Genomic DNA, 24,028 nt, shown 5'->3' on the forward strand with positions numbered 1-24,028 from the left:
CACAATTAATAATTCAATTTATGTCAAAATAAATTTATAAAAAAAGTTTGTGCCGTTAAGCACAAACTTTTAAATTGAAAGAATTATTTAATTTGACCCATAACTTCATCAACAAAGTTATTTTCTTTCTTTTCAAGACCTTCTCCAACTTCATAACGGATAAATGATTTAACTTTTCCACCCTTTGAAGCAACATACTTAGCAACTGTCATATCAGGATCTTTAACAAAATCTTGATCATCCAAACTAATCTCAGCTAAATATTTGTTTAAACGGCCTTCAACCATTTTTTCAATAATGTTAGCTGGTTTACCTTCGTTAGCAGCTTCTTTAGAAAGAACATCTTTTTCATGTGCCAATTCTTCAGCAGGTACTTGTTCGCGAGATACATACTTAGGATTGATAGCTGCAACGTGCATAGCAACGTCTTTAGCAGTTGATTCATCAGCATCCGTTACGACAACAAGTGTTGAAATTGAACCACCCATATGTGAGTATGAGCCAAAGCTCTCATTATCAGCTTTTTCAATTAGTTCAAAACGACGTAACGTAATTTTTTCACCAATAACTTGTGTTGCTTCAATGATATCATCACTGATTGTGCCACGTTCTGTTTTAATTGTAAGTGCTTCTTCAACATCTTCAGGATGTTCTTCAGCAATCTTAGTAGCAATTAATTTAACAAGTGTTTTGAATTGTTCATTTTGAGCAACGAAATCAGTTTCTGCGTTAACTTCAATGATAGCTGCGAAGTTACCAGAAAATTGAACATCAGATAAACCTTCAGCTGCAACACGGTCACTCTTTTTAGCAGCTTTAGCCATACCTTTTTCACGAAGAAAATCAATTGCTTTTTGCATATCCCCGTCAACTTCAACGAGTGCTTTTTTTGCGTCCATCATACCAACACCAGTTGTATCACGTAATTCTTTAACTTGAGAAGCAGAAATGTTTGCCATTTGTATGGCCTCCTTATTACATCATTTATTTTATTTAATCTCTTAATATCTAAAAAAACTGCCTCAAAAGAAAGGGCCATTACAGTACCTAATTTTGAGACAGCCTAATTTATTTACTATTCAGCATCTTTTTTATTGTTTCCGCCTTCAACAGCTTCAACAATATCTTCGATTGAATCTACTTTTTCGTCAGCTTTTTTGAAAGAAGCTTCGTTCACTTCTTCTTTACCTTGATTAGTTTCAATAATAGCATCAGCCATTTTTGCAGTAATCAAACGTACGGCACGAATTGCATCATCATTTGAAGGAATTTTAACATCAATTTCATCAGGATCACTATTTGTATCAACCATAGCGATGATAGGGATGTTCAATTTTTGAGCTTCCTTAACAGCGATACGTTCTTTACGAGGATCAACAATGAATAATACATCGGGGATACGAGGCATATCTTCAATACCACCCAAGAATTTTTCAAGACGATCTCTACGTTTGATTAATAAAGAAACTTCTTTTTTAGGAAGAACATCAAATGTGCCATCTTCGGACATTTTTTTAATTTCTTTAAGACGTTTGATACGTTTTTGGATTGTGTTCCAGTTAGTTAAAGTTCCACCTAACCAACGATGGTTAACAAAGTATTGACCTGCACGTGTTGCTTCTTCTTCGATAGCATCTTGTGCTTGTTTCTTTGTCCCAACGAAAAGAATAACGCCATCATCTTCAGCAGCTTTTTTCATTGATGCGTAAGCAGCATCAACTAATTTAACTGTTTTTTGCAAATCAATGATATAAATACCATTTCTTTCAGTAAAGATGTATGGTTTCATCTTTGGATTCCAGCGACGTGTTTGATGTCCAAAATGAACACCGGCTTCGAGCAATTGTTTCATACTAATAACAGCCATGATGTAGTGCCTCCGAGTAAAAGTTTTATTTTCCTCCCAAGTGTTCAACTGTGCTAAGACTCTCCCGAGCACCCTCAGTCACATCCCACAAGGTGTGAATTGATGTTTTAATATCGTCTTTAAGTATACAAAATCTCAAATTAGAACGCAAGTCTTAATTTAAATTATTTAACTTCAGTATCCGCAGTTCCTGTTGTCAGAAATTGCTGTGCACTATTCAAAGCAATTTCAACCATGTTTTTAACGGCCGTTTCAGTATAAAAAGCAATATGTGGCGTTAAAATAACGTTTATCATGCTCAACAGTTCATTGAACAATGGATCCTCAATGTCTAAGCCGTCTAAATTGTGATTAAAAATTGGATTCTCAAATTCATAAGTATCCAATGCTGCCCCACCAACTTGACCCGATTTCAATGCTTCAATCAAATCTTCAGTATTAATCAGCGTTCCTCGAGCTGTATTCACAATCAAAACGCCTTGTTTCATTTTTGCAAAAGAGTCATGGTTAAGCATATGTTCATTCTCTTTTGTCGCTGGTGTATGCAGTGTAATAACGTCTGCTTGTTTAAATAATTCATCTAGCGTATCAACATAGACACCCGTCTTTTTTAATTCAGCATTAGGATAGACGTCATACGCAATTACCTTTGCACCAAAACCCTTATAAATAGCCATTGCAACTCGGCCAATACGACCAGTCCCAATTACACCAACTGTCAAGCTTCTCAACTCTCTTGAAATATTAGGGGCCCAGCGATAATCCTGATTTTGACGCTTCAAATTGAATTCAGGCGTCCTTCTTAAAAGCTGCATCAATTGCGTCACGGAAAATTCAGCAATCGCGTTAGGCGAATAAGCTGGCACATTTGTCACCGTAATACCGTATTTTTTAGCAGCAACTAAATCAATATTATCAACGCCAACATTTCGAACAGAAAGAATCTTAATCCCCATTTTCTGCATTTCGGAAAATAAGTTTTCATCATAAGGAATTGTTTGTAAAGCAATAATACCGTCAAATCCGTTTGCTTGTTGAACCGTTTCAGTGGTCAATAACGCTTCAGTAATTTCGACCTCAACCTGATTATCAGCGGCCCATTGCTTACCAAATCCGACTTCATCTTTTCTCATACCAAATGCGATTAATTTCATCAGCTGAATCCTCCATTTTCTAAATCAGTTTATTTGAACGTCACTTCTTTATCTGAATGACCTGTCTCTATTAAATCTTTACTTGCATCTAGCGCACCAATTACCATATTTCTAACGGCAGGTTCCGTGTAAAACGCAGTATGTGGCGTTATCAAAACATTTTCACGTTGTAATAAGTTTTTAAAAGTTCCATTCACTTGCGACGTCGTTAATTTTTCATTGAAATAATCAGTTTCATTTTCAAGTGTATCTAAAGCAGCTCCCGCCACTTTTCCTGAATCCAATGCTCTTATCAAAGCATCCGTATCAATTAACGTTCCTCTAGCCATATTCAAAATATGCACACCGTTTTGCATTTTATTAAAGGCAGCATCATCTAACAAATGATAATTATCTTCAGTTGCTGGACTATGAATGGTGATCACCGTTGATTTTGCGTATAACTCATCTAAAGAATCAACATAAATCCCTTCTTCTTTTAAAGCAGGATTTTGATAAATATCATACCCAATTATTTTTGCACCAAAAGCTTTAAAAATTCGAATAGCCGTTTGTCCAATTCTTCCTGTTCCAATTACACCAATCGTTTGCGTACGAATTTCCTTAGAAATATCGGGCTCCCAGGTAAAATCATTATTTTGCATTTTATGATTAAACTGTGGGGTCTTCCTAAATAATTCAAGTAATTTAGCAACAGAAAGTTCCGCGACTGCACTTGGTGAATATGATGGCACATTTGTCACGATTAAACCGTACTTGTTAACGGCATCCCCATCAACATTATCAACACCAGTATTACGAATTGACAAGTAATTGATAGCCAAGTCATGTATTTTTTTAATCAACCCAGCTGTATAATCCTTTTGTTGATAAGCAACTATTACATCGTAATTTGTCGCTAATTCGACCGTTTCTTCATCTAATAATTCAGATACAGTCTTTATTTCAATGTGATTATTCTTTTCCCATTCTTGAACATAAGGTAATTCATCGTCTCGAATGCCATAAGCAATAATTTTCATAATATTGTAACTCCTCTATATAAATTTATCTGTTAATTATATCATTTGAAATCTCTTTTTTATATTATTTCAGATTTCAACTGATTGTTCTCTTAAATAAGCGATTTTTTTACTTCTTGGTTGGTGTTTAAAGGCATATTCTTTCTTCAACGCTTCTGATTTTGTCGCAAAAACTTCTTGATAAATCATCTTTAAAGGACGTCTACTGGGTAGCTTAGTATACTTGGCTCCTTTGCCTGCATTATGAGTGGCAAGTCTTTTTTCAGGATCCGTAGTGAATCCTCCATATAATGTATTATCGGCACATAATAGAACATAGAAATAATAGTGTTTATCAACTACCATAGACAATCTCCCGAACAGTTTGCGTATAGTCATTATCATTATCATAAACAACAATTGGCGGCATAATTCTTATTCCAGCCGCATTTCCATCTTTAATAGCTTCAATTAAAACCATATTTGCTTCTTTATCCTCTTTCGGATGAACAAATTGAATTCTTTTAGGCGCTAATCGATGATTAACCATCTTACTCAAAATTTCAGGCAAGCGATCAGGACGATGAACAAAAAAAGTTTTTCCTTTCATTTTTAACAGGCCACTAGTAATCTCTAAAATTTCATCTAAATCAGTCGTAATCTCATGTCTTGCAATAGCCAAGTATGGGTTAGGATTCCGTGAAGATTCAGGGGTATTCGGAAAATAGGGCGGATTACAAAGGACGGTGTCAACGGAATCCTTTTTTAGATAATCAAACGTTTTAATTAAATCTAATTGCTTAACCTGTACCTGATTTTCCAGATGATTTAATTCAATACTTCGCTTAGCCATATCCGCCAATCGCTCTTGTAGTTCAATTTGATAGATTTGACCTTTTGTTTTTTGACTAATAAAGAGACCAACTGCACCATTTCCAGCGCATAAATCAACAATTCTAGCTGACTCTTTTCTTGAAACTTCCGCAAAATGAGCCAACAAAACAGCATCTAGCGAAAAAGAAAAAACATCTGGACTCTGAATAATTTGAATCTGATTTGAATACAATTGATCAATCCGTTCATTCTCATTGAGTGAGACCATTCATTGTCACCCCGCTTTCTATAAATTTGACTTAAACTTGCAACTTTGAATTTAATTAGTCATACTTAACATACTAAAGTTTAAATTTGAAAGGATTGTTGCGACATGTTCTATTCATTTGCACGATTTATTGTAAGAATTATTACCTTTTTAATCAACGGAAATGCTCATTATATTAATAAAGAAAATCTTCCCGAAGGATCATATATTTTAGTAGGTCCGCATCGGACTTGGTTTGACCCTATTTACTTTGCCTTAGCCGCTAGTCCTAAGAAATTTTCATTTATGGCAAAAAAAGAACTCTTTGTAAATCCAATTTTACGCTATATCTTAATTCATGCCAATGCTTTTCCCGTTGATCGTGAAAATCCTGGCCCATCAACCATTAAAATCCCTGTTAAATTTTTAAAAAAAGGCGAATTGTCCCTAATCATGTTCCCATCAGGAACTCGCCATTCTGAAGAATTAAAAGGTGGCTCGCTCTTAATTGCTCGTATGGCAAAAGTCCCTTTAGTTCCCGCAGTTTATCAAGGTCCATTAACCTTTAAACAGCTTTTCAGTAGAAAAAGAATTACCGTTGCATTTGGCGATCCCATCTATCTAGATAAAAAAACAAAGTTAACTGATGAGGTTCAAGCACAAATAGATACTCAATTAACAAGTTCATTTAAAAAGCTAGATAACGATATTAATCCTGACTTTAAATACGTTGATCCTCATAAAAAATAAAAATACCGCTTGAAAATCATGATGATTTCCAAGCGGTATTTTTATTTTTTTGAAAGCTTACGCCTAATTCTGTACTAGTTTAATTCAAGTTAATCTTCCGAACCATTCTGCAAATGATACATATCAAAATATTTACCTTTTAAGTCAATCAATTCGTCATGTGTTCCTCGTTCGACAATTTCACCTTTGTCTAAAACTAATATTTGATTGGCATCAACAATAGTAGATAATCTATGAGCAATAACCAATGTCGTTCTATTTTGTCTCATTTGTTTCAAGCCAGCTTGGATAAGTTGTTCTGTTTCAGTATCAATGTTTGCTGTAGCTTCATCCAAAATTAAAATTTTAGGATTAGTCACAATTGTTCTCGCAAATGAAATTAACTGTTTCTCACCAGCAGAATAAGTTGCGCCACGTTCAACAACTCTTGTTTGGTACTTCTGTGGTAATTTATCAATAAACTGATCAGCATGGACAAATTTAGCGGCCTTTTCAATCTGTTCATCAGTTACAGTTTCATTAAACATTCTAATATTAGACGCAACGTTTCCATAAAATAAGAATGAATCTTGCAATACCAATCCCATTTTCTTACGAAGTTCTTCAGATGAATATTTTTTAATATCCACATCATCAATTAAAATTTGACCTTCTTGGAAGTCATAAAATCTCATCAATACATTAATAGTTGAGCTTTTACCACTACCCGTATGGCCCACAAATGCCAACGTTTCACCAGGCTGAACTACAAATGAAATATTTTTTAAAACAGTATTTTCATCATCATATGAAAAAGTAACATTTTTAAATTCAATTTTACCATTCATAATGGTTGCACCTTCTTCAGGTGCTTGCTGTGGTTCCGTCGTTGAATCGTCTAAAACGCTAATGATTCGACTCCCCGCAACAATACCGTCTTGAAATGTTGTCAAATAATCCATCAAATTAGTCATAGGATTAAAGAAATTTTGTAAATACGTCAAAAATGCATACACCATTCCTGCCTCAACAAAATGATCCAGACTATTGATACCAAACAATCCCAACGTAATCACAACTGCCAATGCATAAAATAAACTAATAATTGGTGATAATAATAACGAATTAGTCCGAATCATTTCAAACCTTTTTTTCAAATAAAGGTCATTCGTGTCTTCAAATTCGCTTTCAATTCTTTTCTCTTGACGAAATTGCTGAATGACACTAATACCAACAATTGATTCGTTCAATTTTGTGTTCAATCGACTCAAATATTCTCGCATTTGTCGATATACTTTTGAACTAAAACGCTGATAATACCAAGTTGTTATTAATAAAATAGGAATAAAAATCAATGTCACTAATGCAATTTGTGGTTTGGCAATGTACATTGCCACAAAAGCAGAAACAAGTGAAAACACCCCCACAATTAACGTCATGAATAACGTCCAAAAATCTGCTAAAGTCATTGTATCGTTAGTCACCCTAGAAACGACGGCTCCAGCCGGTGTTTGATCAAAATATCTCATACCTAATGTATGAATTTTCTTAAAAAGAATCACACGAATTTTTTCCAATGTTTTTTCTGCACCCATTGAGTACAAATACGTTTGAATAAACTGTGTGACTGCTTTTAAAATAACACCCATGAAATAAAGTCCCGCAAATAAAAACATGATATTTAACGGTGTTGATTTTGATTGCAGATAATGATCCATATAATATTGTAAGAGTAATGGTAAAAGTATATTAATGCCACTCAAGATTGCAGCAAATAAAATAGCAATTAAAAAATCTGCTTTAAACTCTTTTGTATAGGGCAATAATCTTTTGATAACCGTTCTTTGTTCCTTACTACTCAATTCTTTTTGCCAACTTGACTTAGATTGCTCACTCATCAAAATCACCTCCATCTAGCTTACTTTCAAGTTGTTGTTTAGTTGTCATTTGATAATACCAACCTTTTGATGCCATTAAGCTATCATGTTTACCTCGCTCAACTATTGTTCCACCATCAATGACTATAATTTCGTCTGCATCCATAACACTACTCATACGACTCGCAGAAATAATAGTTGTTTTATTTTGACGTTTACTTTTTAATCTATTCAAAATAACTGATTCCGTTCTAGCATCAACAGCAGAAAGTGCATCATCTAAAATTAACAATTCTGGATCAATAACTAACGCACGAGCAATAGCTAAACGTTGTTTTTGACCACCAGATAATGATATTCCTTGCTCACCAACCTCTGTTTCATACTTTTGAGGTAGTTCCATAATATCGCTAGCCAAATCCGCATCAAATGCAGCATTTTCAACTTCTTCTTTTGTTAAATCCATATTTGCAAATCGAATATTATCAAAAATAGACGTTGAAAATAAGAAACTTTCTTGCGGAACATACCCAATTGACTTGAGATATGTATCTAATGCGTATTCTTTAATATCTGAATCATTAACCGTAATAATACCATTATATGCATCAAATTTACGCAGTATTAATTTCATAATTGTTGACTTACCAGCACCAGTTTTACCAACAATCCCAAGCGTTTGCCCAGAACCAATATGAAAACTAACATCATGTAAACTTTCACGATCATCATCTGGATAATTAAAATGCTGAATACTGAAATCAAAAGGTCCTGCTGGTGATTTAGTTAACCCTTTTTTATTATCAATAATGCCGCTTTTTTGATTAAGTAACATTTGTACGCGATCATAACTAGCATTACCACGTTCGATAATATTAAATAGTCGCCCAATAGCAAACATTGGCCAAACAAGTAACGCGATATAACTGATAAATGAAATGAGTTGTCCAATTGAAATAACATTATTAGTTACATAATAACCACCCAAAATAATAGTAAAAACATATGATAACCCAATAATTAAACTTGTTATAGGATCAAATAACGCATCTAAAAAGTTAACTCTTCTATTAATTTTGATTGTTTCTTGAACTTTTTCTTCAAAATCAGCAATGTCTTCTTGTTCTTGTCCAAGTGTCTTAATAACTTTAATGCCACTAACACTCTCTTGCGTTTTGTTATTCAATGTTGAAAATGCCGCTTGTGAGGTAGAAAATGCCGTGTGGATTTTGGTACCTAAATATCTAGCCATAACTGCTAACAAAGGTAGTGGAATAATTGCCAAAATGGTTAATCGCCAATCAATTAAAAAAATCATCGCTATGATAGTCGTTCCACCTGTAATAATTGAATCAGCAAAGGTTAATATTCCAGCACCCGCAACTTGTTGAATAGCCGTTAAATCATTTGTGGCATGTGCCATTAAATCGCCAGTGCGATTCTGTTGAAAAAACGATTGATCCATTTGCATAAAATGTCTAAATAATCTAGTTCGTAAAATTTTTTCAAGGCGAGCAGCACTCCCCCAAATATTTCTTCGCCAAACAAACCTAAACAAGTATTGACCCACTGCAACAAAAATTAGAATGCCAATCCAAATAGCAAGTTTGCTTACTGTTAATTCTTTTTCGCTCATGCTATCAACAATATTTCCAATAATCTTAGGTGGCACAATTTGGAAAATTGCCACTAAAATCAAGAAAAATACTGCAATACTATATGATTTTTTTTCTTGTTTAAAAAACCATCCAAGTTTTCTAAAAATATTCATTCTGGTGCCCCCTTTTCGTGAAAAAAAAACAAGCAAAGAAAACCCTTGCCTGTTCATAAAATATTAACTTATTTTTTTTGTGAGCTATTTTTTGCTTGTGCGTTCATTGATGACATCATTTGATGTAATTTCTTTTCAGAAGGCTTTTGGCCCATTTGGACCATCATCATTCTTAACATATCTTCATTGATTGGTGGGTTCTTTTGTAAATATGTTTCCATATACTTACGAGCACCGAAAAATCCTCCGATAAGTCCAACTGCTAACGCAATAACGGCGATTAAAATCGTCATTCCTATTGACATAATTCAAGACCCCTTTCAATTCACTTCAATCATTAATTCTACACAATCTTGACATAAAAGAAAAGGTAATTCTACCTAAAGTGTGAACTATTTTACTAATCGTCTCGTAAGCCTTTGTCACGTTGCACTTTTTTTACTTTATCTGGGGTTACTTCTTTACCTGATTTATCATAAACCTGCATCATTTCAACCCGGCTTCTAAAACCCTCTCTAAATAATGCCAGATAGGTTTCACGTAATTCTTTTCTTTCAGCTTCTTCAGATTTTGTTAATCCTTCAGCAGTTTTACTTTTTGCAGCTAATTCATTTATTCTTGGTGTTAAATCTTCTGGACTCATTTACTATCACTCCTTAAAATTTCACTCATAAGCATACCCGATAATATCATAAAAAACAATCATTTGAATTAACCGAACGTTTGTTTGCAACAGATACTTTCATATGCTACTATTAAAGTAATAAATAATGATGATGAGGTGTACGAAATGACAAAAGCATCTGACAGCAAGCAACTTGCGGTCTTGCGCTTTATTCATGAACGAGTGGATACAAAAGGCTATCCGCCAACTGTTAGAGAAATTGGTGAAGCTGTTTCTTTATCTTCAACTTCCACGGTTCATGGACACATTGCTCGACTTGAAAAAAAAGGATTACTAACTAAAGACCCTACTAAACCTAGAGCCATCGAACTTACACCACTTGGTTTAGATGCAATTGGTGTTAATAGTCATGAAAATTTAATTCCAATGGTAGGTACTGTTACCGCTGGTGTTCCTATCTTAGCAGTTGAACAAGTGACTGATTATTTCCCCTTACCACCTGACTTTAATTCTTCAGATGACCTATTCATGCTAACAATTCGTGGAGAAAGTATGATTAATATTGGTATTCTAAACGGCGATCAGGTCATCGTCAGAAAACAGTCAAATGCTGAAAATGGCGAAATTGTTATCGCTATGAATGAATTCGATGAAGCGACCTGTAAAAGATTCTTCAAAGAAGACAATTATTTCCGACTCCAACCTGAAAATGATACGATGGCACCTATTATCTTAGATAAGGTCTCTATTTTAGGTAAAGTAATTGGACTCTATCGTCATTTTTAATAATGGCTTACAAGGCAATCAACTGCTACTCAACTTTGAGTGGTAATTGATTGTCTTATTTATTTTTTATTCAATTCATCAGCCATAAAAAGCACCCCCAAGTTAGTCTCAACTTAGGGGTTAAATCGGTTAATATTTTTATTGTATTCGGTATTGTCTCTGCATATTGCTACTACCAATTAAAATAAATTTAGCTTGATCATTAGCATAATCTAAATCAATATCCGCACCATCATTTTTTAATTGACTTTGATAGGTCTTTTCGTACAACGCAACAGATACTTTAACTCGTGATTCCAAATTTGTTTGAGGCAAGTGACTTTTAAAATTAGCAGCCAATTTACCAGAAAAAAATTCACCAACCGCGCCAGAACCATAACTATAAAATCCAATTCTATCACCGATTTCTAAATCATCACTATTTTCAAGTAAAGAAATAAAGCTTAAATATAATGATCCTGTATATAAATTTCCAACCTGATTGTTATCTTTTTTAGCCGCTTCAAATTCATGTGTTAATTCAGTTTTTTTAATTTCACTTGCTTCTGGAAGCACCTCTCTTAATCCTTTAATGCCAAGTTTTGTATATGGCAAGTGATAAAGTATTGCTTTAAAATCATTTATTGTTAATCCAGTTTTATTTTTATATTCATTCCATGTTTGATTAAAAAAATCCAAATAAACATTCTGTGATTCTTTGCCATCTACAAGTGCTTCACTATGATTTAAAGGACGCCAAAAATCCATAACATTTTCCGTTACAAACCCACTGTCTGCATCTAATGTTAATAGCGCTGGATCCGCCGTAATCATCATTGCAACGGCACCACCACCTTGTGTAGGCTCTCCAGAAGTATTTAACCCATATCTTGCAATATCCGCACCAATAACTAGTACTTGACTATCTGGATGAAGAGCCACATGTCCCTTTGCCAATTGAATCGCAGCCGTTGCACCATAACAAGCTTGCTTAATTTCAACTGCCCTTACATGATTTAATCCTAATAAACCAGAAACATAGGCTGCTGTCGATTTAGAATTATCAACACCAGATTCTGTTGCAAAAATAACAAAATCAATTTTATCTCTGTTTTCATCATCTATCAATAAATCTGCAGCATTCGCACCCATCGTTACAACATCTTGAGTTGGTGGAATAACCGCCATTTTCGACTGACCAATCCCGATTAAATACTTATTAGGATCCACATCCCTAGCCTCAGCCAATTCAGCCATGTCAACATACTTATCCGATGTAAAAAAATTAATGCGATCAATTCCAATTTTCATTACTCAGCCAACTTCCATTTATAATCTTGCCATTATTGTACTTGATGTCCTATTTAATGGCAAGATTTGACAATTTTTCATAAGAAAAAAATAACATCATCTCATTATTAACATCTTAATTGATATGTGAATTTTTCTATGTCCTAAACAGAATGTGTTGTATTTTAATGTGCTAATACTTCTAAGACGATATGTAATACACAATACTTTTAGTCCTAAATACAAAAAGTAATTGCAATCACGCTATGCATTACCTATTATTAATAATATACAAAAGAGCGTATAAATACTTCAAACAGGTGTAATTTCGGCTGCTTGCATTCAATTAACGTGCAATAGACTGATTCACGTTAAAAGCTGACTAAAGAGAATAATATAATGAAATTAAAAATTAATACAATTGCAGGTATTTCTAATATTTTCGGTGCTATTTTAATGGCAAGTTCTTGGCCTATCATGCTCTCAATTCTTGTGGACGAGTTTAAAAATAATGATAGCAGTTTAAGTTTTCTAGTCATTATTACATTTTTTATCATCTGTATCTTTATATCCATTAGTCTTGCTTTAAATATTATTGGTCTTATTCAATCAGTCAAAAATAATATTTCAATTATTGGTCACATTCTTGGAATAATCGGGTATGTTATGTTCGGTTTTTCTTTAAGCTTACTCGTTTTACCAGCATTAGTATTAGTAATACTTTCAGCCATTTTTGCTTTTAATCAACGGGTAATATAGATATTGATAACCTCAAAAAAACTTTGGGATTACTTGAAGATAATTTAGCAATGCAAGATTTTGGAATATACGAACCACATTATGACTTTGCAACTGCTCTAGGTTACAAAGAAAAGTTAACTGAACTCAGGCGCGAACAGAAGATGATGATCAAAGATAAACGAGCCGTATCGGTAATTGGACTGTAGATAATAGTAAAGCTAAAGGTAGAAAAATGAATAACAAAACGATTTTACGAGGATTTAACAACGAATGTGAATCAGCAATTAATAAAGTTACATACTCCAACCTAGAACGGTATTGAAAAACGTATTGAAACATAATAAAATGTATGAAGTAACTAGTACCCGTCTCTTATCTGACTACTTCGACCTTAAAATACAAGAATTATATTTAACATATGAGTATTCTCAAAAGAAACAACAAGTAAAGTCTATTCATATTTAATTGATGAATATAAAATTCGTGGAGATAATGAAATTGAAGATGTCTTAAATAAGATAAATGAATCCGAAAATCTAAAAATAAATAAAGCCTAATATTCAAGAGTGTGCAAAATGTGTGCAAAGTCTTTTAACCTTTTAATGCTTTTTAGTACCTTTTTGAGTAAACAAAAAATAGGAATGCCTTTATACAGGCATTCCTATTTTTTAATTTTGTTCTTATTTACTATTCTAAGGAGAGTACAGGATTTGAACCTGCGCGCGCCATTACAGCGTTCGCCGGATTTCGAGTCCGGTGCATTACCACTCTGCCAACTCTCCAAAACAACTTTGTTTAGTATATCAACTTTTTAATATAATTGCAAAACACATTTAATTATTATCAATGCTTATCAAGTTAGCAAGGAATATCCATGTATAACTTGCACCGAATAACAAACTCAATAAATGTATATACAAAATAATAGTTGGGTATGATTGCACATTTTGAATGGTATTAATGGGATCTCCAAAGAAATCACTTAAGCCATAGTATGAAAGTGCCACCAAATGATCACCGATATGGGTACTTGGTAATTTTGCAATAAACTCAGTAACTTTCGTTTCACCGCCCAGAACACCTATTAAAGAGGTCCCAACAAGCAACCCTTCGTAAAAAATATTTAAAGCAAATTCGGCAATAACTTGAACAGTATGTGCAAAATTATTTTGCACAATATATGAAAGTAACTTCAATAAATAAAATGAACTAAATGTAATAATAATAATACCTAATGCAAATGTAAAAATAACCGTTTCTTCAGTCAGTGGTGTAATTAGATTCATATAATTAATTAAATAAAAAATAAAAGTAGTAATAAGCAATAATAAATAGGACTCAATTTGCCAAATTTTTGTTTGCTTAGGAAATAATTTTAAATAAGAAAAAAAACTATAACAAAATAGCAATGAAGCAGCACTAAAGGTTATTAATCTTAAAATTATCAACTCCGGCCAGAACATTAATCCAAGTATTGTACACATTAAAAAACTTAGCGCATAAAAATAAGATTTTTGCTCTTTTTCTTGAACAACCAAAAATGATAAAAAAGAGCGTTGGAATCTATTTTGACTCGGAATCTTTGCAGTAGTAAATATATATTTCAAAAAATTAGTTGGACCCTTTTCCCAAGCAGTCAAACCAATCATAACCATCCAAATAATTAAAATGATTAAATAAAATGTTTGTGCAATCATATCAAATACCCCTTAGTATATAAATATATATTTCAAATTTTAGTCATCTGATTTAATTTAGTCACAAGAGAATATATAAAAAGAGTATTTCATAATTGAAACACTCTTTTATCAAATTACTAATCTAATAGTTCATCAGACTAAATATATCGTAATCTTTTATTTTTTGACGACCTTTTAAATCATCTAATTCAATAAAGAAAGCAGTTCCTACAACAATACCACCTAATTTTTCAACTAACTCAATTGTTGCTGCTATCGTACCTCCAGTTGCTAATAAATCATCAGTAACCAATACTCTTTGACCCGGTTTTACAGCATCTTTATGCATATAAAGTGCAGATTCTCCATACTCCAAAGCATACTTAGCTTCAACCGTTTCACGAGGTAACTTGCCTTTTTTTCTAGCTGGAGCAAATCCAATACCCAAATCATAGGCAACTGGACATCCAACAATAAAGCCCCTAGCTTCAGGTCCAACAATCATCTCAACATTTTTACTCTTAGCATAGTCAACAATTTTATTTGTTGCTTCACGGTATGCCGCACCATCAGCCATTAAAGGTGAAATATCACGAAAAACAACACCTTTTTCTGGGTAATCTGGAATTGCAGCAATATACTTCGTTAAATCTAATACCATCTAATAAACGCTCCTTTAATCTTCTACATTCATTTGAGCAAGTATCCACTTTTTCAGATCATTTTCTTTCGAGTAGACTAGCTGTTCTTCAGCTAACATTCGCTCATTTCTTAGCTGATATGCAGAAGTATTCTTAATATCCATTTTATTCGTTACTTTTTGTCCAGTCATTAAACCATCTTTTATTTTAACAAATTCTAACTCTAAAAACACCTTAATCATGAATATTAATAAAGTTTTCTTTATTTTTAAAAAATTAGATAAAACAATTAGTTGATTATTAATATCGACATTTTTATGACTCATCGCGAATTTATAAAGACTCGCATACTGTTCTCTAGAGGGCATACCGTCTAAATAGGCACTATCTGTCTTTAAAAATACCATAATTATTTTCTGAATATTCGAAAAATGTAATATTGCAGACATCTTCTCCAAAGAAATTGGGCAATCCACAAATATAACTGTTTTTTGATTATCAAAATCTTCTGCACTGTGAATTTGATCAGCTTGTTTAAAAATCTGTTTATTTGATGCAAACCGTTCTAATCGTTTATAATTTTTTGAATTCCAAAAAATAAATAGTCCTTCATTTTGAAACAGGTTCTCGCTTATATGATCAGTTCGTTCATCAATAATTGTTAACCCGTCAGATTTAATATCCTGAACCATCAATTGTAAACTAGTTTTATTCAGCCAAACATTTTCTTCAATTTCACCAATAACTTTAATTTTATCTGAAGCATTCTGGATATCATTTACATATTTCCCATTTGAAAATGATATTCCGGAAATTTGTTCCTTTTCACCAGCAATTTCAAATTTCAAATGAGCGCCTGTTTTTCCAATTGCTTTAACCTTTTGTATTGATTTATAGTTAATTTCAAAAACAGGCTTTTCATTGCCCATACCAAATGGTTTTAGTTTTTCAATATTCTTATAGAAATCTGCCGTCAACCAATCCACGTCTAAAACGCTCGTAATCACTTTATCTGGTTTAACATTCAGTTGTATATTTTGAATATCTGCCTCATTTTCTAATACCAAACTAAATTGTTCTAAATTTTCAATAGGTATCGTTAGTCCAACTGCCATATGATGCCCACCAAAATGTGATGTTAATTCTTTATGTTTATTAATTGCATTAAACAAATGAAACATTTGGATACTTCGACCGGAACCTTTTAATTGTCCCTTACTAGTATCTTGATTCAAAACAATGGTTGGCTTTCCCGTAGCTTCAACAACACGGCTTGCAACAATACCTAAAACACCTTCATGCCAATTTTCTCCTGAAATAACTAACGTTTTTTTATATTGGTTAACATCAGTTTCTGCTTGTTGTAAGGCCAACTCCGAAATATCAGCGACAATTTTTTGACGACGAACATTTTCGGACTGAACAAAAGTTGCTAATTCTTTTGCTCGCTCATCATCTAAGGTTGTTAGTAGTTCCACACCAATGTTTGCATCACCCAATCGACCAATTGCGTTCAAACGTGGGGCAATACCAAAGCCAATATCCTTTTCATCCACCGTTTCTTGTTTTAGACTAGCAACCTCCATTAAGGAAATTAACCCTGGCCGTAGTGTTTGCTGTAACACCTTCAACCCGAAACTTGCAATTGCTCGATTTTCATCTGTCAACGATACTAAATCTGCTATTGTTCCAATCGCAACTAAATCTAATAACTCTTCAGAAAGTTCACCTGTTAACGCACTCGCAACTTTAAATGCCACACCAGCACCTGACAAATCACCAAATGGATAATGACCTTCAGGATGTCTAGGATGAATAATGGCGTAAGCATTAGGCAAAACTTCTGGTAATTCATGATGATCAGTCACAATAACATCAACACCTTGTGATTGAGCAAACTCGATTGCCTGATTTCCAGAAACACCATTATCAACAGTAATGATCAAAGCTGTCCCATTATCAATAATTTTTTTATACGCATCAATATTAGGACCATATCCGTCTATGAACCGATTAGGGATATACGTTTCCACGTCCGCACCCATATCACTAAGTACCTCAAACATTATTGATGTACTAGTTAACCCATCAGCATCATAATCACCATAGACCGTAATTTTTTGATTTTCAACTATCGCTTGTTGGATGCGCTCAATTCCTTTATCCATATCATGCATAAGCATTGGGTCATGTATATTTTCTGCACCTGCACTTAAAAAATCAGTAATAGCTTTCTCAGATGTAAATCCACGACTCCACAATAATGAAATCAATGAGCGATCCAATTGGATATTTTCAAATACGTCATTAGGAATGGTCTCGTCCCCTAAATCCAATAATTTCCAATTATACTTTGATTCAATCATATTAAACCTCAACTTTATTTTCGATTTTGATTTTCTGCTTTTAGCATTTTAATCTCATTCTGCAGTAATTGAACTTCTTTTCTATTTTTTGATTGAATTTTATCAGTTGCATTCGCCACTGATTCATCAAAATCGGTATTACGTTCATTCAATTGCTGACTTAATTCTTTATTTTCTTTTTTTAACATCATTGTTGTACTTGTTGTTAAAATACCGATTAATAATGCTCCTGCAAAAATTGAGAATAACAAAATCAGTATCATTGGCATTCTAACTTGAGCAAACCAAAAATTAATTGAAACTTCTTTTACATTCAAAATTGAAAAAAGTGCAATTACTATCATAATTAATAGCACAATGATTGTACGCCACTGCTTTTTCATGACTTTCCCCCACTATTTTTTGTTAAATATAGTCCCTGCTAAAAAATCGCCCACTTTAGGAAACAAGGTATAGCCTAAACTAGCTATTTCCATATAATAGGGTAAATTAATTTCACGCCTATTTGTTCCAATATTCTTCACAATAATTTGGGCAACATTGTTAGGTTTTAACATTATAGACCCAATATTTTTTAGATAATCACCTTTTTTATCAGCAATTTTAAAGAAATTTGTCGCAATTGGTCCTGGATTGACTGTCATAACTTTTATTCCTAATGGCTTTAATTCTAATCTCAATGCATTTGAATATCCCAGAACACCAAATTTCGTTGCCGAATAAACAGCTGATTTAGGTGTCGCAATTTTACTTGCAATCGAAGCAATGTTAACAATAACACCACATTTCCTATCAGCCATATGCAACGCCACATTTTGTGTCATATACATTAACCCCAAAAGATTCACCCTAAACATTTTTTCAGCAATATCCATATCAAAGGTTAATACATTTTCCATTAATCCAAATCCCGCATTATTAATAAGCACATCAATCGGCCCAATTGAAGATTCAATTTTCTTAACCATTTGTTCAATTTGAAGTGGATCAGATACATCGCACGTCATTGCATAAGCTAGACGTCCCGATAGACGTTGGCAAGTTTCTTTAACTTCTAATAACTTGTCCATTTGCCTAGCACAAATAATTACTACTGCACCTTTTCTAGCCACCTCATATGCCATTTCTTTACCCAATCCACTTGAGCCACCACTAATTAAAACAATTCGATTTCGTAAATCCCTTAACTCTTTATATTGACTAATCATCTGCTTTTTCCTTTTGAGAAAACGGTATATTTATGATATCAAAATCTCTAACTACCGTTGTATTTTTAAAGATACTTCTTGCCTCATTTTGTAGACTAATCGCCATTTTACCAACGTATCGTGCAGAAATATGTGTTAACAACAATAGTTTCACATTTGATTTTTTTGCAATTTCCGCAGCCTGAGCACTAGTTGTATGATAATAATTTCTAGCCATTCTGGATTCAGATTTTTCGAACGTACTCTCATGCACCAATACATCTGCATTATTAGCTAACGTATAACTATTTTTTGTTTTCCTTGTATCACCCAATATTGCGACAATACGCCCTTTTTTTGTTTCGCCTAAAAAATCATGTCCATCCAATTTTGTTCCATTTTCTAATTGGACTACTTTTCCTGCTTTCAGTTCACCATAGATAGGACCAGAAGGAACGCTCAATTCTTTAAGTTTATTTATTTGTAATTCACCCGCGTAATCATGTTCAATGATTCGATAACCAACACTTAAAATTCGATGATCTAAATAGTCAAAATAAACTTTAAACGTGTCATCTTCAAAAATCAATCCAGGTTTATCGAGTTCTACAAAGTTAATTGTATATGACAATTTTGTTTCAGAAACTTGTAAACTAGTCCTTACAAAATTTTTAATACCCTTAGGACCGTAAATGGTCAGTGGTCCATTACCACCTTGAAATGAACGACTACTCAGAAGTCCTGGCAATCCAAAAATATGATCACCATGTAAATGTGTGATAAAGATTTTCTCGATTTTACGAGGTTTTATTGTTGTTTGTAAAATTTGATGTTGCGTTGCTTCACCCGCATCAAATAACCACACACTATTACGTTCATCTAATAATTTTAACGCAATACTAGTCACATTTCTATTTTTTGCAGGCGCACCTGCTCCGGTACCTAAAAATTCTAATTCCATATTGTTAACCTGTCCTTAATTATTCATTTAATTTCATTGGTAATGTAACTTCAAAAATAACACCCTTAGGTATCTTATTCATTACTTCAATTTTACCCTTATGTTCATCGACAATCCATTTAGCAATTGATAATCCTAATCCGTTACCACCTGTTTTACGGTTTCTAGATTTTTCTTCCCTATAAAAACGTTGGAAAATTATTTTTTTATGCGCATCACTGATATTTTCACCATCATTAATGACTTGAATGACCAATTGTTTGTTTGAATCAACGACAATAAACGCAATTTCATTACATGCAACTGTATATTTCAATGCATTATCAAGTAATATGACAATTAATTGATGAATTCGATCCTCATCCAGATAAATATACTGATTTGAAATCTTTATTTGAAAATTAAATTTTTTATCTTGACTCAAAGCAATATCCGCATAAGGCTGAATAATATCTTCAAAGTACGCCCTAGCAGGCACCTTCTTAAAGTGAAGCACATTAGCATTAGAATCTGAATTTGCTAGTAACAACAAATCTTTGGTTAGATTATTCAAGCGACGAATTTCACTCAATGAAGTCGCTATCGATTCACTTTCATCAATAATTTTTGCATTAGGTTTTGTTAATAGATATTCTAATTTATTTTGTATTATTGTTAACGGTGTCCTCAGTTCATGCGCCGCATTATCTATAAACTCTCTTTGCTTATTCCATGCACTGATCATTGGTTTAATACTAATCGATGATAGCATAAAACTCAATGCAATTGACAACATACCAAAAATCAGCAATGACACTAATAAAATATTTCTAAAACTGGTCAATGAGTTTTGATTAATTTCAATATTTTCAATAATTTGAATATATTGAGCTTTATGCCATTTTGTAACAGCCGAATCTGGTATCTTCATTAAATAAGATCTAAACGTTGGTCCTTTTTTTTGTTTAATTGTTTTAAACTTATTTAAATCAGATTTATTAAATGTAATTTTACTAAACACTGGGTATCTCGTACCCATTGCATTTTTATTCGTTATTTCGCCATCTTTTGACCACAAAATTTGATAAACTTTAAAATCTGGGGCTTGTTTCAAAAGCGGACTATCATCAAGCGTTGAAATAATATCATATTTTGAATATTTTATTCGCTTAATTTGCTTTTTAATTGATGTATCAACATTAATTGTTAACGCATCATTGAACGAATTATACACGATCAGTCCAAGTGTCACAAAAATGAAACTAAAGCTGAGAAGGTAGACCAGAAATAATTTTGTTCTTGTATTTCTATTTGTCTTATTTTTCATCAGACTCAACTAAATAGCCAACGTTTCTAATTGTGCGAATCATTTTTTCATAACCAACCATCTTCAACTTTTTCCTTAAATTACTCATATAAACTTCTACAACCGTAATGCTCGTATCTGATGTAAATCCCCACACACGATCAAAAATTTGCTCTTTTGTTAAAATAGTATTTTTATTTTCCAATAGGTACGTTAAAAATTCATACTCTTTACCAGGTAAATTTATCGTTTGATTACCAGAAAAAATAGTTCTATTATCTGATAAAACCATATCCTTATATCTTAATTCACTATCTACTTCAAATTTCATAGTCCGTTTTAAAAGCGCTCTTATTCGCATTTGTAATTCGCTTAAATTAAATGGTTTAGCTAGATAATCATCTGCTCCAAAGTTAAATCCATCAATTTTATCAGCTGCGCTATCTTTTGCTGACAAAATTAACACAGCTGTATCAATTTTAAGCGCTCTAATTTTTCTTAACACTTCGAATCCTGATATTTTGGGAAGCATTAAATCTAAAATGATAATATCATAAATGTTTTGTGACGCTTTAAATAGCCCTTCTTCGCCATCAAAAGCTTGTTCTAATGTCATAATTTTCGTTGTTTCGACAATATTATCAGAAATATTTTTATCATCTTCAATAATTAATCCTCTTGGCATATTTATCTTATATCCTTTCATTTTCATTTAAAAAAATGCATAATAACATTATTAATCCATTAAAGGTTGGTGAATATGATGCGTATGATTGATTTAGAATTAGCAACTAGTGACTTAAATAAAAATTTAAAATTATATTACACTACTGATAGTATATTTTACCCTATTTCTGAAGTAATTAGTACATCAGAATCTTTTATTTTAAAAGCAACCCGCTCAAACAACCCAATTTTACTTCTAGACTTACTTTATCAATCTGATTCAGAATCTCGTCCTAAAAAAATAATTATCCGAACCATTAACGAAGAATCACATTTAATTTTAGGTTACAGGATAGACCATGATAAACTTTTTTTAGCTTAAAACTTAAAATACCGTTAAACCAAAGCAAAATGGTTTAACGGTATTTTAAATGCTATCTATTCTTAATTAACTCGCGCGCGATATAAGTCGCATAGTATTTGGAACCATTAGGATTCGGATGAACGTTGTCATCATAAAACCATTCTGTATGATTTTTACTATAAGAATGCCAATCAATCACATGAAGATTTGAATATTTTTTCTTTTGTAATTCTAACATGCTATTAACAGTACCTTCCCAACGTTTGGTTGGGACATGCACATTAATCCAGTACACTTGTCTTGCTGATCCAACTGCACTCATAATAGCGTCAAATTGATCTGTTGTAAATGGACTGTTAGTTCCTAGCCCAATAATGACGTTATCTTGCAATTTCCCCTGATTAGCAAGCAATTTGATATCACCTGAAGCCGTATATACCTGACGACCAACTTTTGCATCAACATACATATGTGGAAAATCGTCTTGTAAAATATTTTCACCATCTGCTAACACTGAATCACCAATAGCTGTTGCATATACACCTGCAGCTTTTTCTGTTTCAGCATCTGTTAGTGCCGTTTGACTCTGTTTTTCCACTGAACTTTTTTGACTTGATTTTATTTTTTCTGAACTAGATTTTTTAGAAGTAGAAGAACTCGTCTTTTTTAAAGCGTCAGCATTCTTCTTCTCAGCTGATTTCGCATTTTTACTAATATTAGCTTTTAAATCATTTGATCCAGTCACTGGTAAACTTGGACCAACAATCATTCCGAAAAACGCAATAATAATAATCAACGCTCCCACAATAACCGCCACTTTTTGACGACTAATTTTAACACTGTTTGTAAAAACGGTCTTAATAATTGTGAAAGTTTGCTTATAGTCAAACCTTTGCAATGGTCTTTCCAAGAATCGGTATGATAAATCACTGACTACTAAAATCATGGCTATTTCAACTAGCGCATTCAACCATGGATGTGCGCCAATACTTTGAATCTTCGACTCATAAAACACCATTATTGGAAATTGATATAAGTAAATCCCGTAACTTCTTTTACCAATCCAAGTAAAAAGTGGATTAGTCATAACCCTATTCATATCATTTCCTGGATGCGCAACAGTTGCAACAAAAATCACAACTAACACTGAAAAGAAGAACATCCCACCACGGTAAACAAGTGAGCTCTGATCAGACATAGTGAAAAATAACAAAATAATTGTTAAAAGCGATACACTACCCACCACATCCAAAAAAAGACGACCTTTATTCGAAATTTCTTTTTTCAAAGAACTACTTGGCCAAATGAATGAAAGACTTGAACCCAACAAAATTGAAAACATTCTTGTATCCGTACCATAATAAACACGACTTGGATCAGATCCTGTTTTGTATAAAAAAGCCATTAGTAAAGCAGAAATGAACGCAAGTATAAAAATAAGATTAAAAATGCGTTCTTTCCGTTTCAGGAAGATAATCAATAGCACAACAATAATGGGCCAGAAAAAATAGTATTGCCCTTCAATTGAAAGTGACCAAAGATGTGTAAAAGGTGATGGCGTTCCAAAATGATCAAAATATGATTCTTTGTGAATAACCTGAAACCAATTGTAAACATACAATAAATTTGAGGCAAAAATTTCTCTGACATTTTTTAATAAATCTCTTTGAAATAACGTAATATACGTAATTGTTGTTACTAGCATTGTTAGTAACGCTGGGTAAAGTCGTCGAATTCTTCGAATATAAAATCCAAGAATATCAATTTTGTGATTCTGTTGCCATTCTTGATTAAGTAAATCAGTAATTAGGTAGCCTGATACGACAAAAAATATTGGAACCCCTAGGTAACCACCTTGTAAACTAGACGGCACAAGATGATAAAGGATAACCCCAATAACAGCTAATGTCCTAACGCCATCAAAGCCAGTAATATATCTAGCTTTTTTTAATCTTTGCTTCTTCTCCATCCTGTCCCG

The 24,028-nt window shown here is 32.9% G+C and carries 26 protein-coding genes and 1 tRNA gene; 6 read left to right on the top strand and 21 right to left on the bottom strand.

The window, feature by feature from the left end:
* Positions 1-83: 83 nt before the first annotated feature.
* The 6 genes from tsf to ACVPPR_RS05065 form a co-directional block, all read right to left on the bottom strand.
* Positions 84-959: a translation elongation factor Ts gene (gene tsf, locus ACVPPR_RS05040; RefSeq protein ID WP_462303793.1), complete on the bottom strand. Its 876-nt coding sequence runs from the start codon at positions 957-959 to the stop codon at positions 84-86.
* 116 nt (positions 960-1,075) lie between these two features.
* Positions 1,076-1,867, bottom strand: a complete 792-nt coding sequence (rpsB, locus tag ACVPPR_RS05045; RefSeq protein WP_462296907.1) for a 30S ribosomal protein S2 — start codon at positions 1,865-1,867, stop codon at positions 1,076-1,078.
* Between the two features lie 164 nt (positions 1,868-2,031).
* Entirely contained in the window at positions 2,032-3,021 is a 990-nt protein-coding gene (locus ACVPPR_RS05050) for a D-2-hydroxyacid dehydrogenase (RefSeq protein WP_462303794.1), read from the bottom strand.
* A gap of 29 nt (positions 3,022-3,050) precedes the next feature.
* A complete protein-coding gene (locus ACVPPR_RS05055) occupies positions 3,051-4,043 on the bottom strand; it encodes a D-2-hydroxyacid dehydrogenase (RefSeq protein ID WP_462303795.1) in 993 nt (330 codons plus the stop codon).
* Between the two features lie 69 nt (positions 4,044-4,112).
* Positions 4,113-4,388, bottom strand: coding sequence for a GIY-YIG nuclease family protein (locus ACVPPR_RS05060; protein WP_462296904.1), 276 nt, complete (start codon positions 4,386-4,388; stop codon positions 4,113-4,115).
* Positions 4,378-5,124, bottom strand: a complete 747-nt coding sequence (locus tag ACVPPR_RS05065) for a tRNA1(Val) (adenine(37)-N6)-methyltransferase (protein WP_462303796.1) — start codon at positions 5,122-5,124, stop codon at positions 4,378-4,380. Before ACVPPR_RS05065 ends, ACVPPR_RS05060 begins: the two co-directional genes overlap by 11 nt.
* Before the next feature lie 105 nt (positions 5,125-5,229).
* Here ACVPPR_RS05065 and ACVPPR_RS05070 point away from each other — a divergent pair, with 105 nt between their 5' ends.
* On the top strand, positions 5,230-5,853 hold the full coding sequence (locus ACVPPR_RS05070) for a lysophospholipid acyltransferase family protein (RefSeq protein WP_462296902.1): 624 nt from the start codon (positions 5,230-5,232) through the stop codon (positions 5,851-5,853).
* A gap of 89 nt (positions 5,854-5,942) precedes the next feature.
* On the opposite strand, the gene ACVPPR_RS05075 is transcribed toward ACVPPR_RS05070, so the two are convergent.
* The 4 genes from ACVPPR_RS05075 to ACVPPR_RS05090 all read right to left on the bottom strand — a co-directional run bounded on the left by ACVPPR_RS05075 (position 5,943) and on the right by ACVPPR_RS05090 (position 10,123).
* Positions 5,943-7,730: an ABC transporter ATP-binding protein gene (locus ACVPPR_RS05075; protein ID WP_462303797.1), complete on the bottom strand. Its 1,788-nt coding sequence runs from the start codon at positions 7,728-7,730 to the stop codon at positions 5,943-5,945.
* Positions 7,723-9,480, bottom strand: a complete 1,758-nt coding sequence (locus tag ACVPPR_RS05080; protein WP_462303798.1) for an ABC transporter ATP-binding protein — start codon at positions 9,478-9,480, stop codon at positions 7,723-7,725. The genes ACVPPR_RS05075 and ACVPPR_RS05080 overlap by 8 nt, the downstream gene beginning before the upstream one ends.
* A gap of 68 nt (positions 9,481-9,548) precedes the next feature.
* On the bottom strand, positions 9,549-9,785 hold the full coding sequence (locus ACVPPR_RS05085) for a YneF family protein (RefSeq protein WP_462303799.1): 237 nt from the start codon (positions 9,783-9,785) through the stop codon (positions 9,549-9,551).
* 95 nt (positions 9,786-9,880) lie between these two features.
* On the bottom strand, positions 9,881-10,123 hold the full coding sequence (locus ACVPPR_RS05090) for a DUF896 domain-containing protein (RefSeq protein ID WP_462303800.1): 243 nt from the start codon (positions 10,121-10,123) through the stop codon (positions 9,881-9,883).
* Positions 10,124-10,270: 147 nt separating this feature from the next.
* On the opposite strand from ACVPPR_RS05090, the gene lexA reads away from it, so the two are divergent.
* Positions 10,271-10,891: a transcriptional repressor LexA gene (lexA, locus tag ACVPPR_RS05095; RefSeq protein WP_462296897.1), complete on the top strand. Its 621-nt coding sequence runs from the start codon at positions 10,271-10,273 to the stop codon at positions 10,889-10,891.
* Between the two features lie 138 nt (positions 10,892-11,029).
* On the opposite strand, the gene ACVPPR_RS05100 is transcribed toward lexA, so the two are convergent.
* Positions 11,030-12,181 carry a hydroxymethylglutaryl-CoA synthase gene (locus ACVPPR_RS05100; RefSeq protein ID WP_462303801.1) on the bottom strand — a complete coding sequence of 384 codons (1,152 nt, stop codon included), beginning with the start codon at positions 12,179-12,181 and terminating at the stop codon, positions 11,030-11,032.
* A 378-nt stretch (positions 12,182-12,559) separates the two neighbouring features.
* On the opposite strand from ACVPPR_RS05100, the gene ACVPPR_RS05105 reads away from it, so the two are divergent.
* From ACVPPR_RS05105 to ACVPPR_RS05115, 3 genes are read left to right on the top strand one after another with little or no spacing between them, the layout of a single operon-like run.
* Positions 12,560-12,919: a transporter gene (locus tag ACVPPR_RS05105; RefSeq protein WP_462296895.1), complete on the top strand. Its 360-nt coding sequence runs from the start codon at positions 12,560-12,562 to the stop codon at positions 12,917-12,919.
* A 23-nt stretch (positions 12,920-12,942) separates the two neighbouring features.
* Positions 12,943-13,107 carry a hypothetical protein gene (locus ACVPPR_RS05110; protein ID WP_462296894.1) on the top strand — a complete coding sequence of 55 codons (165 nt, stop codon included), beginning with the start codon at positions 12,943-12,945 and terminating at the stop codon, positions 13,105-13,107.
* A 26-nt stretch (positions 13,108-13,133) separates the two neighbouring features.
* Positions 13,134-13,223 carry a DUF4041 domain-containing protein gene (locus ACVPPR_RS05115; RefSeq protein ID WP_462303802.1) on the top strand — a complete coding sequence of 30 codons (90 nt, stop codon included), beginning with the start codon at positions 13,134-13,136 and terminating at the stop codon, positions 13,221-13,223.
* A gap of 373 nt (positions 13,224-13,596) precedes the next feature.
* Here the strand turns inward: ACVPPR_RS05115 and ACVPPR_RS05120 are convergent.
* From ACVPPR_RS05120 to ACVPPR_RS05160, 9 genes are all read right to left on the bottom strand, one after another.
* Positions 13,597-13,683 (bottom strand) — tRNA-Ser (locus tag ACVPPR_RS05120).
* A gap of 51 nt (positions 13,684-13,734) precedes the next feature.
* Positions 13,735-14,598, bottom strand: a complete 864-nt coding sequence (locus ACVPPR_RS05125; RefSeq protein ID WP_462303803.1) for a hypothetical protein — start codon at positions 14,596-14,598, stop codon at positions 13,735-13,737.
* A 124-nt stretch (positions 14,599-14,722) separates the two neighbouring features.
* Positions 14,723-15,241 (bottom strand): adenine phosphoribosyltransferase, encoded by a 519-nt coding sequence (locus ACVPPR_RS05130; RefSeq protein ID WP_462296887.1) that lies wholly within the window; start codon positions 15,239-15,241, stop codon positions 14,723-14,725.
* Positions 15,242-15,256: 15 nt separating this feature from the next.
* A complete protein-coding gene (recJ, locus tag ACVPPR_RS05135; RefSeq protein ID WP_462303804.1) occupies positions 15,257-17,587 on the bottom strand; it encodes a single-stranded-DNA-specific exonuclease RecJ in 2,331 nt (776 codons plus the stop codon).
* 14 nt (positions 17,588-17,601) lie between these two features.
* A complete protein-coding gene (locus ACVPPR_RS05140) occupies positions 17,602-17,970 on the bottom strand; it encodes a LapA family protein (RefSeq protein ID WP_462296885.1) in 369 nt (122 codons plus the stop codon).
* Between the two features lie 12 nt (positions 17,971-17,982).
* A complete protein-coding gene (locus tag ACVPPR_RS05145; protein ID WP_462304804.1) occupies positions 17,983-18,792 on the bottom strand; it encodes an SDR family NAD(P)-dependent oxidoreductase in 810 nt (269 codons plus the stop codon).
* Positions 18,788-19,735, bottom strand: a complete 948-nt coding sequence (rnz, locus tag ACVPPR_RS05150; RefSeq protein WP_462303805.1) for a ribonuclease Z — start codon at positions 19,733-19,735, stop codon at positions 18,788-18,790. Before rnz ends, ACVPPR_RS05145 begins: the two co-directional genes overlap by 5 nt.
* Before the next feature lie 19 nt (positions 19,736-19,754).
* Positions 19,755-21,041: a sensor histidine kinase gene (locus tag ACVPPR_RS05155; protein WP_462296883.1), complete on the bottom strand. Its 1,287-nt coding sequence runs from the start codon at positions 21,039-21,041 to the stop codon at positions 19,755-19,757.
* On the bottom strand, positions 21,031-21,732 hold the full coding sequence (locus ACVPPR_RS05160) for a response regulator transcription factor (protein WP_462296882.1): 702 nt from the start codon (positions 21,730-21,732) through the stop codon (positions 21,031-21,033). Before ACVPPR_RS05160 ends, ACVPPR_RS05155 begins: the two co-directional genes overlap by 11 nt.
* Before the next feature lie 48 nt (positions 21,733-21,780).
* Between ACVPPR_RS05160 and ACVPPR_RS05165 the strand changes: the two genes are divergently transcribed.
* A complete protein-coding gene (locus ACVPPR_RS05165; RefSeq protein ID WP_462303806.1) occupies positions 21,781-22,068 on the top strand; it encodes a hypothetical protein in 288 nt (95 codons plus the stop codon).
* A 52-nt stretch (positions 22,069-22,120) separates the two neighbouring features.
* Here ACVPPR_RS05165 and ACVPPR_RS05170 read toward each other — a convergent pair whose 3' ends face one another.
* A complete protein-coding gene (locus ACVPPR_RS05170; protein WP_462303807.1) occupies positions 22,121-24,019 on the bottom strand; it encodes an acyltransferase family protein in 1,899 nt (632 codons plus the stop codon).
* Positions 24,020-24,028 lie beyond the last annotated feature (9 nt).

This window comes from Dellaglioa sp. L3N, assembly GCF_054941095.1.

Coding starts and splice junctions, on each gene's coding strand:
- tsf (WP_462303793.1), bottom strand. CDS start 959: ATGGCAAACATTTCTGCTTCTCAAGTTAAAGAATTACGTGATACAACT.
- rpsB (WP_462296907.1), bottom strand. CDS start 1,867: ATGGCTGTTATTAGTATGAAACAATTGCTCGAAGCCGGTGTTCATTTT.
- ACVPPR_RS05050 (WP_462303794.1), bottom strand. CDS start 3,021: ATGAAATTAATCGCATTTGGTATGAGAAAAGATGAAGTCGGATTTGGT.
- ACVPPR_RS05055 (WP_462303795.1), bottom strand. CDS start 4,043: ATGAAAATTATTGCTTATGGCATTCGAGACGATGAATTACCTTATGTT.
- ACVPPR_RS05060 (WP_462296904.1), bottom strand. CDS start 4,388: ATGGTAGTTGATAAACACTATTATTTCTATGTTCTATTATGTGCCGAT.
- ACVPPR_RS05065 (WP_462303796.1), bottom strand. CDS start 5,124: ATGGTCTCACTCAATGAGAATGAACGGATTGATCAATTGTATTCAAAT.
- ACVPPR_RS05070 (WP_462296902.1), top strand. CDS start 5,230: ATGTTCTATTCATTTGCACGATTTATTGTAAGAATTATTACCTTTTTA.
- ACVPPR_RS05075 (WP_462303797.1), bottom strand. CDS start 7,730: ATGAGTGAGCAATCTAAGTCAAGTTGGCAAAAAGAATTGAGTAGTAAG.
- ACVPPR_RS05080 (WP_462303798.1), bottom strand. CDS start 9,480: ATGAATATTTTTAGAAAACTTGGATGGTTTTTTAAACAAGAAAAAAAA.
- ACVPPR_RS05085 (WP_462303799.1), bottom strand. CDS start 9,785: ATGTCAATAGGAATGACGATTTTAATCGCCGTTATTGCGTTAGCAGTT.
- ACVPPR_RS05090 (WP_462303800.1), bottom strand. CDS start 10,123: ATGAGTCCAGAAGATTTAACACCAAGAATAAATGAATTAGCTGCAAAA.
- lexA (WP_462296897.1), top strand. CDS start 10,271: ATGACAAAAGCATCTGACAGCAAGCAACTTGCGGTCTTGCGCTTTATT.
- ACVPPR_RS05100 (WP_462303801.1), bottom strand. CDS start 12,181: ATGAAAATTGGAATTGATCGCATTAATTTTTTTACATCGGATAAGTAT.
- ACVPPR_RS05105 (WP_462296895.1), top strand. CDS start 12,560: ATGAAATTAAAAATTAATACAATTGCAGGTATTTCTAATATTTTCGGT.
- ACVPPR_RS05115 (WP_462303802.1), top strand. CDS start 13,134: ATGAATAACAAAACGATTTTACGAGGATTTAACAACGAATGTGAATCA.
- ACVPPR_RS05125 (WP_462303803.1), bottom strand. CDS start 14,598: ATGATTGCACAAACATTTTATTTAATCATTTTAATTATTTGGATGGTT.
- ACVPPR_RS05130 (WP_462296887.1), bottom strand. CDS start 15,241: ATGGTATTAGATTTAACGAAGTATATTGCTGCAATTCCAGATTACCCA.
- recJ (WP_462303804.1), bottom strand. CDS start 17,587: ATGATTGAATCAAAGTATAATTGGAAATTATTGGATTTAGGGGACGAG.
- ACVPPR_RS05140 (WP_462296885.1), bottom strand. CDS start 17,970: ATGAAAAAGCAGTGGCGTACAATCATTGTGCTATTAATTATGATAGTA.
- rnz (WP_462303805.1), bottom strand. CDS start 19,735: ATGGAATTAGAATTTTTAGGTACCGGAGCAGGTGCGCCTGCAAAAAAT.
- ACVPPR_RS05155 (WP_462296883.1), bottom strand. CDS start 21,041: ATGAAAAATAAGACAAATAGAAATACAAGAACAAAATTATTTCTGGTC.
- ACVPPR_RS05160 (WP_462296882.1), bottom strand. CDS start 21,732: ATGAAAATGAAAGGATATAAGATAAATATGCCAAGAGGATTAATTATT.
- ACVPPR_RS05165 (WP_462303806.1), top strand. CDS start 21,781: ATGATGCGTATGATTGATTTAGAATTAGCAACTAGTGACTTAAATAAA.
- ACVPPR_RS05170 (WP_462303807.1), bottom strand. CDS start 24,019: ATGGAGAAGAAGCAAAGATTAAAAAAAGCTAGATATATTACTGGCTTT.